This window comes from Rhizorhapis sp. SPR117 (assembly GCF_021742065.1).
In genome coordinates, this window is the sequence record NZ_JAKKIE010000015.1 from 21,972 (window position 1) to 34,824 (window position 12,853).

The 12,853-nt window shown below is 62.9% G+C and carries 8 protein-coding genes; 5 read left to right on the forward strand and 3 right to left on the reverse strand.

From position 1 onward, the window contains the following. Positions 1 to 255 precede the first annotated feature (255 nt). A complete protein-coding gene (locus L3X40_RS07875) occupies positions 256 to 1,347 on the reverse strand; it encodes a Gfo/Idh/MocA family protein (protein ID WP_066556712.1) in 1,092 nt (363 codons plus the stop codon). Positions 1,348 to 1,572: 225 nt separating this feature from the next. Between L3X40_RS07875 and L3X40_RS07880 the strand changes: the two genes are divergently transcribed. The 5 genes from L3X40_RS07880 (at position 1,573) to L3X40_RS07900 (ending at position 8,246) form a co-directional block, all read left to right on the forward strand. Beyond that, a complete protein-coding gene (locus tag L3X40_RS07880) occupies positions 1,573 to 2,859 on the forward strand; it encodes an NAD(P)/FAD-dependent oxidoreductase (RefSeq protein ID WP_237365134.1) in 1,287 nt (428 codons plus the stop codon). A 554-nt stretch (positions 2,860 to 3,413) separates the two neighbouring features. Continuing rightward, positions 3,414 to 5,993 (forward strand): ATP-dependent chaperone ClpB, encoded by a 2,580-nt coding sequence (clpB, locus tag L3X40_RS07885; protein ID WP_066556704.1) that lies wholly within the window; start codon positions 3,414 to 3,416, stop codon positions 5,991 to 5,993. A 163-nt stretch (positions 5,994 to 6,156) separates the two neighbouring features. Further along, positions 6,157 to 7,056: a DnaJ C-terminal domain-containing protein gene (locus L3X40_RS07890; protein ID WP_066556703.1), complete on the forward strand. Its 900-nt coding sequence runs from the start codon at positions 6,157 to 6,159 to the stop codon at positions 7,054 to 7,056. Beyond that, positions 7,053 to 7,394, forward strand: coding sequence for a chaperone modulator CbpM (locus L3X40_RS07895; protein WP_066556698.1), 342 nt, complete (start codon positions 7,053 to 7,055; stop codon positions 7,392 to 7,394). Before L3X40_RS07890 ends, L3X40_RS07895 begins: the two co-directional genes overlap by 4 nt. A 180-nt stretch (positions 7,395 to 7,574) precedes the next feature. Next, positions 7,575 to 8,246, forward strand: coding sequence for an NAD(P)H-dependent oxidoreductase (locus tag L3X40_RS07900; RefSeq protein WP_237365135.1), 672 nt, complete (start codon positions 7,575 to 7,577; stop codon positions 8,244 to 8,246). Between the two features lie 558 nt (positions 8,247 to 8,804). On the opposite strand, the gene L3X40_RS07905 is transcribed toward L3X40_RS07900, so the two are convergent. Together L3X40_RS07905 and L3X40_RS07910 are read right to left on the reverse strand one after the other, a co-directional pair. Beyond that, positions 8,805 to 10,649, reverse strand: coding sequence for a putative bifunctional diguanylate cyclase/phosphodiesterase (locus tag L3X40_RS07905; protein WP_237365136.1), 1,845 nt, complete (start codon positions 10,647 to 10,649; stop codon positions 8,805 to 8,807). Between the two features lie 388 nt (positions 10,650 to 11,037). Next, positions 11,038 to 12,561: a catalase gene (locus L3X40_RS07910; protein WP_237365137.1), complete on the reverse strand. Its 1,524-nt coding sequence runs from the start codon at positions 12,559 to 12,561 to the stop codon at positions 11,038 to 11,040. Positions 12,562 to 12,853: the final 292 nt, after the last annotated feature.

A 12,853-nucleotide genomic window follows, 5' to 3' on the forward strand; every position in this document is an offset into this window, starting at 1 on the left:
GGTCCACCGAAGCTTGCCATACCAGGGACGCCAGAGCCAATCGGCCAGCTTAGAGTGCCGCGCCGCCGTTCCATTCGGCTCGATGCTCTACGCCGTCACGCCCTGACATGTGATCGAGAAAACGCGTTCCCGGTCGACATGTTGAAAGCGAAAAGGCTCGCGCACTCCAATTACTGGCCGGCTCACGATTTCTCACGCGGTGGACAGATGATGGTTTCGGCATCGCCGTTGGCCGATCCTCGCATCATGTGCCCGCTAAGATTGCGCGGCGTCCTCGATCGCAGCGATGATCCGATGTACGGCGACCGCATCGTCAAATGGGGGCGCGGTGCGGGTGCCATCGCGCAGGTCCTTCGCCATACGGGCATAAACCCGGGCCACATTGCCGGGCACGACATCGTCCGGCCAACCTGTGCGCAGATCAGCCGGCACCTCGATCGGTTTCAGTTCCTTTTCGTCGCCACGTCCGCCCGCGAGGGAGAGCTGGACCATCTGCGCATGGCCTGACGAGCCCGTCACGCGGATATCGCCCTCAGTGCCATTGATCTCCCAGAGCAGGCCGCGGCCATCCCGCGCAGAGCCGCCGCGATAATGAATCGAAACAGGTGCGCCGCTTTCCAGGATGCCGCTCACAAGCACTTGATCCGGCGCAGTAACTGGCAGCGTTTCGCCGGTGTCGAGCGCGATCGCCGTTGTCCGCCGCGTCGCGAGGACGGAGGAGAGCTCCGAAATCTCACCCAGCGCATCGCGGAGCGCTGCCAACGTATGGCCCAGCGGGATTGTTAGCAGGGTGGCGCCGTTGGCGCGGTCGAGCAGATACGCGCCGGTTTGTTTGACCGGAATCGATCCGCCCCAGCCGCCGCCCCATGCGACCAGCGTCGTCGACAGCACCTCGCCGACGAAACCTTCCTCGATCAGCCGGCGCAGATGGACGATCTCCGGTGCGACCCGCGCCTGCGTTCCGACCACGCCGAGAACACCCTTCGCCCGCGCCAGCCGGGCAAGTTCTTCAGCCTCGGCCAGTCCATTGCCGAGCGGCCATTCGCAGTAGACATGTTTGCCGGCGTCGATCGCCGCCTTCACGATCTCGAAATGATGGGGCACCTTCACCGTAACGGTGACGACGTCGACCTCCGGCGCGGTGACCAGCTCGGGAACGTCCGCGAATGCGCGGTCGATCTCCATCGCGGCGGCTGCTTTCTCGGCGCTTTCGCGGCTAGTGTTGGCGATGCCGACGATCTCATAATCGTTAGGCAACGCGCGAAGCGCCGGAACATGCGCGATGGCCGCCCAACTTCGGCCCGGCTGGAGTCCGACGATGCCGACCCCGAAACGCTTTCCTGCCATGAGCACCTTCCTCTCAGTACGGGCCCGCCTTGCACCTCACGCCTCAACGGCCCCGGCAAGACATGGGATCAGGCCTACGACGTTCTGCGCGCCGTGGCCAATGGAGCACGCCGTCCAGCAGCAGATCGAAGAGCGTGCGCCAGTGGCGCTTCGCATTGCAGGGAACAATGATCCCGGCCCTCGCGCTACTCGTCAAATGATTGGCAACGATAGCCTGGAGGCATAATGCCGGATAAAGTCAGAATTGTCATCGTTGGTGCCGGTTTCGGCGGGATGGCGGCCGCGAAAGCGCTGCGGCGCAGCCCTGCACAGGTGACACTGGTCGATCGTACCAACCATCACCTGTTCCAGCCACTACTCTATCAGGTTGCCACGGCCGCGCTGTCGCCGGCCGATATCGCGACGGCCAACCGCGTGCTGCTGCGGGGCAATCCCAACATCCATGTGCAAATGGCGGAGGTGCTGGGTGTCGACGTCGCCGCGCGCGAGGTGCTCCTGGATGACGAAAGGCGCTTGTCCTACGACTATCTCGTTCTCGCGACCGGCGCCGCCTACAGCTTCTTCGGGAACGAGGCATGGCGCCCGTATAGCCTTGTTCTCAAATCGCTGGACGATGCGCTCACCATTCGCGCGCGACTCCTTGCGGCGTTCGAACGGGCTGAGCAGTCCGGCGATCCGGCCGAGGTACGGCGTCTGCTGACATTTGCGATAGTGGGCGGCGGGCCGACGGGTGTTGAGCTGGCGGGCACGATCGCCGAGCTCGCCCGCACCACACTTGCGCGCGATTTCACTTGCATCGACCCGCGCAAGACCCGTGTGGTGCTGTGCGAGGCGGGCCCGCGACTGCTGGCTGCCTTTGACCCGTCGCTTTCTGCCTATGCGGCCGAGGCCCTGGCCACGCTCGGAGTAGAGGTGCGGACCGGCAAGGCCGTTCAGGCGATCGACGCCACGGGACTCATGCTGGGAGACGAACGGATCAACACCGGCGCCGTGCTCTGGTGCGCCGGAACAGAGGCACGGCCCGTCGCCCGATGGCTCGCTGCGGCTGCGGCTCCCAACGGAGCGGTGAAGGTCGCCGCCGATTGCTCCGTGCCGGGGCACCCGGAGATCTTCGCAATTGGGGACGTTGCCAGCTTTGATCACGGCGGCGGCCGTCCGTTGCCAGGTCTCGCTCCCGTCGCCAAGCAGCAGGGCGCTTTTGTCGGTCGATTGCTGGCCGCACGTATAGCGCGGCGTCGCGAACCTGAAGCGTTCCGCTATCGCGATTACGGCACCATGGCGGTGATCGGCCGTTCCCGCGCAGTGGCTGTACTGGGTGGGTTGAGGCTGAAAGGATTTCTCGCCTGGCTAGCTTGGTCGCTGGTGCACCTGATGCTGCTGGTCGACTTTCGCAGCCGCTTGCTCGTCTACGTGAACTGGTCCTGGGCGTGGTTCACCTACGGGCGCGGCGCGCGACTGCTGACCGGAAGGATGCAGCGAGAGGGCAAGCCAAACGGGGATCTAAAGTCTTGATCGCCGCCAAGGCGGCTAAAGCCGCTGCATGAGCAGGTGATCGTCGCAGGGATAGGTTTCGCCATTTGTCTCCCCGTTGCTTGCGAGGCGGGCGGATGGTCGTCATGTTGCCCTCCCGGCGCATCGCGAACTCGGGTAGATAGCGAAATCGTCACGCTTGCTCTCGATCGCCCAGCCACCGATCGCTCATCGCGGAAGGGCCCTACGTCGCGGCGGTGTGAAAGAGGACGATGCCGATTGCGATCGCATTCTCCCATCTTGGGCGTGGAGATATCGTCGTCAGCTGGCCCGCAGTCGCTTCCCGCGCGCACCGGATAATCCCGTATATTCCGATCCGTGGGATCGAAGGATAAGCGCCGAGGACCTGGTCCGCGATCATGGGGGAAACGAGCTATGCCACGAAATTCCGGGCTTCCCGATCAAGCGAATCGCGCCTGTGCCGACCGCGTTTGAGCCGTGCTGGCTGGTGTTCTGCCAACATTCGGTCGGGCGGAGACCAGGCAACGCGCTGAGCGGTAATCGGTACGCCTGCCAAACGGAAATATGAGGAACCAATGAATCTCGAAAAATTCACCGATCGCGCCAAGGGTTTTCTCCAGAGCGCGCAAACCGTCGCGATACGGATGAGCCATCAGCGGATCAGCCCGGAACATCTGTTGAAGGCACTGCTCGATGATGAGCAGGGTATGGCGTCCGGCCTGATCAAAGCGGCGGGGGGCGACCCCGCAGTCGCGACGCGCGAGACCGATATTGCGCTCGCAAAAGTGCCGTCTGTTTCGGGTAGCGGCGCCCAGGCCGCGCCGAGCCTCGACAATGACGCTGTGCGTATGCTCGACCAGGCGGAGCAAATCGCGCAGAAAGGGGGCGACAGCTATGTTACGGTCGAGCGGCTGTTGCTCGCACTGGCGCTGGTCTCAGGCACGGCGGCGGGCAAGGCGCTGGCGGCGGCGGGCGTGAAGCCCGAGGCTCTGAATGCAGCGATCAACGCGCTGCGCAAGGGCAAGACCGCCGACACCGCCTCGGCCGAGGACCGCTACGACGCGCTGAAGAAATTCGCGCGCGACCTCACCGAAGCGGCGCGCGACGGAAAGCTCGACCCGGTCATCGGCCGCGACGAAGAGATTCGCCGCACTATCCAGATCCTTGCGCGGCGCACCAAGAATAATCCGGTGCTTATCGGCGAGCCCGGCGTCGGCAAGACGGCGATCGCCGAAGGCCTTGCGCTGCGCATCGCCAATGGCGACGTGCCCGACACGCTCAAGGACCGAGCGCTCATGGCGCTCGACATGGGCAGCCTGATCGCGGGAGCCAAATATCGCGGCGAATTCGAGGAGCGGCTGAAGGGCGTGCTCGATGAGGTAAAGGCTGCGGAGGGTCATATCGTCCTCTTCATCGACGAGATGCACACGCTGATCGGCGCGGGAAAGTCGGAAGGTGCTATGGACGCCTCCAACCTGCTCAAGCCCGCCCTCGCCCGCGGCGAGCTGCATTGCATCGGCGCGACCACGCTCGACGAGTATCGCAAGCATGTCGAAAAGGACCCGGCGCTGCAGCGGCGCTTCCAGCCCGTCTTCGTCGGCGAGCCGACCGTCGAGGACACGATCTCGATCCTGCGCGGGCTCAAGGAGAAATATGAGCTGCACCATGGCGTGCGCATCACCGACAGCGCGCTGGTCTCGGCGGCGACGCTCTCCCACCGGTATATCAGCGACCGCTTCCTGCCGGACAAGGCGATCGACCTCATGGATGAGGCTGCCTCGCGATTGCGCATGGAAGTCGAGTCCAAGCCCGAGGAGATCGAGAATCTCGACCGGCGCATCATCCAGCTCAAGATCGAGCGGGAGGCGCTGAAGAAGGAGACCGACAAGGCGTCCAAGGACCGACTGGCGGCGCTCGAGCAGGATCTCGCCAATCTCGAACAGCAATCGGCCGAGCTGACGTCGCGCTGGCAAGCCGAGAAGGAGAAGATCGCGGGCGAGAGCCGGATCAAGGAAAAACTCGACGCCGCACGGATCGAACTCGAGCAGGCGCAGCGCTCGGGCGACCTCGCGAAGGCGGGCGAGCTGCAATATGGCACTATCCCGACCCTCGAAAAGGAGCTGGCTGATGCAGAGGGCGCGACCGAGGGCGCAATGCTTCGCGAGGAAGTGACCAGCGAGGATATTGCCGGTGTCGTCGCGCGCTGGACCGGCATTCCGGTCGAGCGTATGATGACCGGCGAGCGCGAGAAGCTGCTCGCCATGGAAGAGACGATCGGCAAGCGCGTCATCGGCCAGGCCGATGCGGTCCGGGCCGTGTCGACCGCCGTGCGCCGCGCGCGCGCCGGTCTGCAGGATCCTAACCGGCCCTTGGGCTCATTCCTGTTTCTGGGTCCAACCGGCGTGGGCAAGACCGAGCTTACCAAGGCGCTCGCGGGTTTCCTGTTCGACGACGACAACGCGATGGTCCGCATCGACATGAGCGAGTTCATGGAGAAGCACTCGGTCGCCCGCCTGATCGGCGCGCCTCCGGGCTATGTCGGCTATGAAGAAGGCGGCGTGCTGACCGAGGCGGTCCGCCGCCGGCCGTACCAGGTCGTCCTGTTCGACGAGGTGGAGAAAGCGCATGGCGACGTGTTCAACATACTTCTCCAGGTGCTCGACGACGGGAGGCTGACCGATGGTCAGGGCCGCACCGTCGACTTCACCAACACGATTATCGTGCTCACCAGCAACCTGGGCAGCCAGTATATCGCGGCCCTCGCCGACAATGAGCCGGTCGAGAAGGTCGAGGAGCAGGTGATGGAAATCGTCCGCGGCCATTTTCGCCCGGAATTCCTCAACCGCCTCGACGAGATCATCCTGTTCCATCGGCTCGCGGCCGACCATATGGCGCCCATCGTCGACATCCAGGTCGCCCGGGTGGGCAAGCTGCTCCAGGACCGCAAAATTACGCTCGATCTTACCGACGCGGCGCGCGCGTGGCTTGGTCGGGTCGGCTATGATCCGGTCTATGGCGCGCGGCCATTGAAGCGCGCGGTCCAGCGTTTCTTGCAGGATCCGCTCGCGGACCTGATTCTTCAAGGCGAAATCCGCGATGGAGCGACGGTCCATATCGATGAGAGCGACGGCGCACTTGCGCTGAAGGTTAGTTGAATATCGCGGTGGACGGCCGTACCCGTAACGCCGGACTTGCAATCGGCGCCGGCATCCGCACAGTTTCTTGCGCCGATAGAACCGGCGGTCCGGACAGAAAAATGGCGACCAAATTTGGCGAAGCTTCCAGGTCCGTCACGGGCGCGGCCGGGAGGGGTGACAGGTGAGCGATCCATACGAAGTTCTCGGCGTCGCGACGTCCGCCACTGCGGATGACATCCAGAAAGCCTATCGCAAGCTCGCGAAGAAACTCCATCCAGACCTTAACCCAGGCGATGCGTCGGCCGAGGAGAAGTTCAAGAAGGTCGCGGGCGCATACGATCTGCTGAGCAACGCCGAGAAACGCAAGCGCTATGACGCGGGCGAAATCGACGAGACCGGTACCGAGCGGCCTCAGCAGCAATATTATCGTGATTATGCCGGATCGGACTTCGGCCGTTATGCGAGCAGCGCGGGCTTCGAGGATTTTGCAGCGGGCGATGATCCATTTGCAGATCTGTTCCGGCGGAGCACGCAGGCACGCGCCAATCGCCGCGGTCAGGACCTGCACTACCGTCTTTCGATCAGCTTCGTGGAGTCCATTACCGGCGGTCCGCAACGCGTCACCCTCCCTTCCGGCGGCACGCTCGACGTGACGATCCCGGCCGGTATCGTCGATGGCCAGTCCCTGCGGCTAAAAGGCAAAGGCGCGCCGGGCACCGGCAAGGGCGGCCCTGGAGACGCGTTCATTGAGATCGAGGTCCGATCGGATCCCCGGTTCATCCGCGATGGCGACGACATCACGATCGAGGTGCCCATCTCGTTGAGCGAAGCGGTCCTCGGCGGCAAAATCCGCGTGCCGACGCCCACCGGGGATGTGACGATGACGGTCCCCGCAGGCTCAAACAGCGGCAGCACGCTGCGCCTGAGGGGCAAGGGCGCGCCCCTGCCCGGCGGCGGCCGCGGGGATGAGTTCGTCAAGCTCAGAATCATGCTTCCCAAGCCGGCGGATCCCGACCTCGAACAGTTCGTCTCGAACTGGGAAGCCGGAAAGAGCTTCAATCCTCGTGAGGCAGGGCGATGATCGATCTGGACGAATTCCTGGCGCGCTCGGGCATCGACCTCCGTTCGCTGGAACTGTGGATCGAACGCGAATGGATTATCGCCGAGCAGCGGTCCGCGACGATCATTCTGTCCGATATGGACGCGGCCCGCGCACGTCTCATTCGCGATCTCAAGCATGATTTCGGCGTAAACGACGAGGGCATCGACATCGTGCTTCACCTCGTGGATCAATTGCATGGTCTTCGGCAGGTCGTCGCCGAGGCTCGAGCGCAGGCCGAAGCGCAGCCGCGTCGCGGCGTCCGACGCTCGCGAGGGCCTAGATCGGCCCCACCACGCCCGCCTCGAAAGAAGTCATAGCTCAGGATGACGCCTGATCATGGCCATTATCGCAAAGCAATGATCCTCCCCGGTCAGCGGCCTTTGGAAAGTCTGCGCGGCGCATCGCTTCCCAATGTATATTCCGGCGAGACTGCGTAGATTCCCGAGGCGCGCGCCGTGTTCGGATCCCCTAGGGACCTGGCCAGAGGAGCGTTTCCGATGGATGGCACTGACAAGCGAAGGGCGCGCCATGTGGTTGTCCTTGCTCACCCCGATCCAGACAGCTTCAACGCGACGATCGCCCGCGCCTATTGCGACGCCGTGATCGCCTTCGGGCAGGAGGCTTCGGTGCGGGATCTCTATGCGATGGGCTTTGATCCACGTCTCAAGAATTCGGAGCGACCCGATAAGCGAGGCACGAAGCTTGCGACGGACGTTCGCGCTGAGCTCGACGCGCTGTCCGGCAGCGACGTGATCGCCCTCGTCTATCCTATTTGGTTTGGCATGCCGCCGGCGATCCTCAAGGGCTATATCGACCGAGTGGTCGGTGCCGGCGTGACCCCTCAGCAGGTCCAGCATAGGGCGGCGGAGGGTCCACTCACCGCTGGCCACATGGTGTCGATAACGACGTCGGGCGCTCCAGAGGAATGGCTTCACGAGCAGGGCCAAATCCAATCGCTGCGCGAACTCGCCACCCTATATCTTTTCCGCGCCTTTTCGATGCATTCGGCGGATTATCTGCACATCGGAGGCATCGTCGAAGATCTGCCGAAAGACATCATCGAAGGTCATCTCTCGGACGTCCGCGCAAAGGCTGGTGCGATTTGCGAGAGGATCGCCGTCGAGCGTTACGGTGCGCTGCCGAAGCCGACAATCTACGATGGAAGCTGAGGCGCTCCCGGAACGTCGAGCGAGCTTTCCATTGGTTCCGGAAAAGCTTCGCTTAGGCGGATACGTGGCAGACCCGCTGCGGACCGCGCCGAGGAGACATGGGCTCGCGCAAGGAGAAGCATTTAGCCCGTTCGCACGACCGCCGCTTCTGCCTCAATGAAGGGCGACATAGAGAGACACGGCGGATCGCGCCTCGGACCCTTTTTTAGGTACACAAGGGAGGGACCACGGACGGGATTCCTCGCAGGCGGAAGCGCCGAGAATCTGTTGCCCCTCCTCTGCGCCTTGCAAAAAGGGGCCGCTTCTGTGACTTGTGACGAGACAACCGATCCCGCCATGGAATTCCCGTTCATACCCTGAGTCCGACAAGAAGGCATGAGGATGGTGGGATTCTCGTGTGCGACACTCTCGCCGATGTTCGCGCTCTCTTGGCGATTACCCATCGAGGACGGTCGGTTCGATGGCCAGCCTTGCCAGGGGCCTAACGCGCGCCCGAACCGGGCAGATCGGCACCGGCATCCGTGGGAGACGATGCTGTGTGCTGAGAGCAATGCGCGATCAGCGCGAGACTCGGCGGGCCCCGGCTGAAGCCAGGGTTCCGGCGACCGCGTCCGCGCGGTTCCGCAGCAACGATGTGGCAGCCCCGCGGTCCAGGGGTTGGGAGAAGAGGTATCCCTGGCCATGCTCAAAGCCCAGCCGGCTGAGCGCCGAAGCCTGCTCTTCGGTTTCAATACCCTGCGCCACCACAGCGATGCCAAGCCTGCCTGCAACCAGCAGCAGCGCCTCGAGCACAGCGCCGGTTTCCGGCTCGGCACAGAACCGCTCGATCAAACCCCTGTCCAACTTGAGCCCGTCGATCGGCTCCGTGAGCAGCTGCGTCAAAGAGGCGCTACCCCCTCCGAAATCGTCGAGTGCGATCCGCAGGCCAAATTGCCGCAACGCGGCGATACGCTTGGGTACCAGCCGATGGTGCCGGACGGGGGCAATGGTCTCGGAAATCTCCAGGACCAGCTTTCCCAGAGCGACGCCGCGCCGCTCGAAGGAATCCAGGAGCTGCTCCTCGAGGCGGCCACCGTAAAGGTCGGCCGCAGCGATATTGATGCTGACATGATCGATCGGAATTTCGAGATCCTGCCATGTTCGGATGTCTTCCGCGATCAGGCTCAGCATACGCTCGGTGAGTGCCGACGCGAGTTGTCCGTCGGACAGGGCTTCGCGGAACTGACTCGCTGCCACTATCCGTCCGGCCGTGGTGCGCAGCCGGGCGAGTGCCTCCAGTGCGACGATCTGATCCGTGCCGAGGCGCACGATGGGCTGGTAATGTGGTTCGATCCGATTTTCCTCGAGGGCGGCACTCAGATCCCGGATGGCCGAAAGACGGTGCGTGATGCGGGTTTCAAGTCCCGGCCAATACCGTACAAAGCCGCCGCGCCCGGTCTCCTTGGCATGATAGAGTGCAAAGTCGGCATTTCTCCGCACGGTTTCGGCGGCCTGATCCCCTGGGCTGAGCACGGCACCACCGATCGTAGCCTCCGGAACGAGCATGTGACCGCGGCAGGGAACGCCATCGCTGAGGGCACTGAGTATTTCGCCGGCAAAAGCGTCCAGATCCCGAAGGGAATCGCTGGACTGGACGATGATCGCAAATTCGTCCCCGCCTATGCGAAACACTTTCTCGGGCGATGAAGCGGCCGACGTGCGCGCTGCGACGGCCTGTAGCAGACAGTCGCCCGCATGATGGCCGAACGTGTCGTTCACTACCTTCAGATTGTCCAGGTCGACGATCAGCAGACCCCATGTGCCAGGGGCGTCGCATGGAAGTAGGGAGAGCATCTGATTGAATGCAAATCGATTGTCGAGCAGTGTCAACGCATCGACATTTGCCCGCCGTTCTCGTTCGACCGCCCGTTCGTGCCGTTCGAGCGCGATTGCGCAGAGGCGGGCACAGGCTTCAAGGACGCGTTGTTCTGTATCGGTCGGACCCCGGCGGTCGAGACGCAGGAGAGCCACGGCACCAAGAAGACCGCCGCTCGCCGCACAGATTGGCGCGAGCCAGTAGCTCTGCAGTTCGTGCAGCGCACCAGCGTCGGCACCGCACGACTCCGGCAAGCGTGGGATATCGCCCGGAACGATCGAAGAACCGCGACGCCCCGTGGCGACCCATGATCTCAAGATAGGAGCGATGACCTCCCGGCAATGAGCTTCTCGGTAATCCTCGGCGAGATGTGACATCCGGGTGCCGTCGACCGAGCCGTTCGGATCGACAAGCAGCACTGAACAGCGACTCATCGGCAGCACCATCTCTATTTTCTCGGAGAGGCAAGCAAACGTCGTCGAGAGGTCGGCGCCTGTCGCGATCGCTTCAAGTATAGTGTTTTCCAGGACCAACAATTTACTAAGCATCAATCGCGGCCCCAGGAAATCCGGTTCGTCAGTAAAGACATCCTTTAGCGCGAGCGAGCTTAATCGAATCCTAAGCGGGGCAGAGACAGGATAGAAAATTTAGACCAAGTTGGTCTTATTAACCACATCAAGCCGGATACCGAGCCGTAGCATGCGCTTCATGGCTCTTCGGCTCGAACGTATTGTTTGCGCTGGCGCAAACACGCTGTTGATAATGTCCTGATACTGGAAGACGAGTTGAGAGCGCCATAAGCAACCGCTTGGAACCATAGCCGTCCTCTTGCTGGAGCGACCTGTCGAGTGGGCCCGAATCAGCTGACAGATCTGGTCACGCTCGCAGCAATCCGCTCGCTGAGCGGGCGGATTGCTGCGACGGTTCCCCGAGGTTTCAGGAGGCCTCGAGTTCTGGATGCCGTTCCGAACCCTCCCCCATTCCCTGAGCAGGCGCCGGTGCGTTGCCCGCGCGAACACGCTCCTCGATTGTGCGGCCGACGTCAGCGTCGATGCTCTTCCAGTAATCGATTGCCCGTTCGAGCACCGGAGAGCGCACGCCGCCGAGCAGGCTGCCGGCGACCGTCTCGATGAGCCTGCCGCGCTGCGCATCATCGAAAACCTGCCGCACGAGAACGCCCGCCTGTGTGAAGTCGTCGTCGTCGGGACGCAGGGTATAGGCGCTGCGGACCATCTCTCCGTCAGCTTCCCAACCGTCAGCTACGGGACCCGTCTCGTCCGCCCAGGAACGACCCCCGCTGTTGGGCGCATAGACCGGCGCGTTGCCGCTGTGATGATAGGCCATATGTCCGTCGAACATATAGCTGTTGACCGGCACGCGCGCCTGGTTGACCGGGAGTTGATGAAAGTTCACGCCGATGCGGCTTCGTTGCGCGTCATTATAGGCAAACGCCCGGCCGAGCAGCATCTTGTCGGGCGAGAGCCCAATCCCGGGCACGGTGTTGCCGGGTGAAAAGGCCGCCTGCTCGATCTGCGCGAAGAAATTTTCCGGATTGCGATTGAGCGTCATCGTGCCGACCCGGATCAGCGGATAATCGTCGTGGGACCAGGTCTTGGTCAGGTCGAACGGGTTGATCCTGTAGGTTCTTGCTTCCGCATAAGGCATGATCTGCACGGACAGCGTCCAGCTCGGATGCTCGCCGCGGACGATCGCTTCGAACAGGTCGCGACGATGAAAATCGGCGTCCGCGCCAGCCATGGCGGCGGCCTCGGCGTTCGTGAAACTCTCCAAGCCCTGGTTGCTGTGGAAGTGATACTTCACCCAGAATCTGTCGCCCTGGGCATTGATCCACATATAAGTATGTGAGCCGTAACCGTTCATATTACGCCAAGTACGCGGCAGGCCGCGGTCGCCCATCAGATAGGTCACCTGATGTGCAGATTCGGGATTGAGCGTCCAGAAATCCCACTGCATGTGGTTGTCGCGCAAGCCCGAGTCCGGCAGCCGCTTCTGGCTGCGAATGAAATGGGGGAACTTTATCGTGTCCCGGATGAAGAAAACCGGGGTGTTGTTGCCAACCAGGTCGTAGTTCCCGTCGCTCGTGTAGAACTTCAGCGAAAAGCCACGCACGTCTCGCCATGTGTCGGGACTGCCCGCCTCGCCGGCGACAGTCGAAAAGCGGGCGAGCATCTCGGTCGAAGCCCCCTTCTGGAAGAGGGCCGCCCTCGTGTAGGCCGAGACGTCCTCTGTCGTGTCGAAGACGCCGAACGCGCCTGAGCCTTTCGCGTGCGGCTGACGCTCGGGGACTTTCTCCCTGTTGAAATGTGCCATCTGCTCGAGGAAATGCACGTCGTGCAGAACGATCGGGCCGTCGGGACCGATCGTGAGCGAATTGCGGTCGCTGGACGCCGGTGCGCCCGTGCTCGTTGTTGAGCCGATCGCAGCCTTGAAATCCGACATGGTCATCTCCCGCAGAGTCGCGTTGAACATCGGGCACCGGACATTCCTTTTCGAACCCTATATCGGGGCCTGATCTCGCCAATACGTAATATGCCTATGTCGGCCCCCGCGCGCTTGATCAGCATTCACGAAATGTCCGAGACTCCCCGCCTGGCGAGGGCGCACGCCGTCGGCTCAATCGGCGTTGCACCCGCACCTATGGATCCGCCGACAGACAGGCGGCAAGACGTGCCGAGGGATCCCAGCCAAGCCTTCCCGGAGGATTTTATCGCTTCTGGTACGTTGCACATGC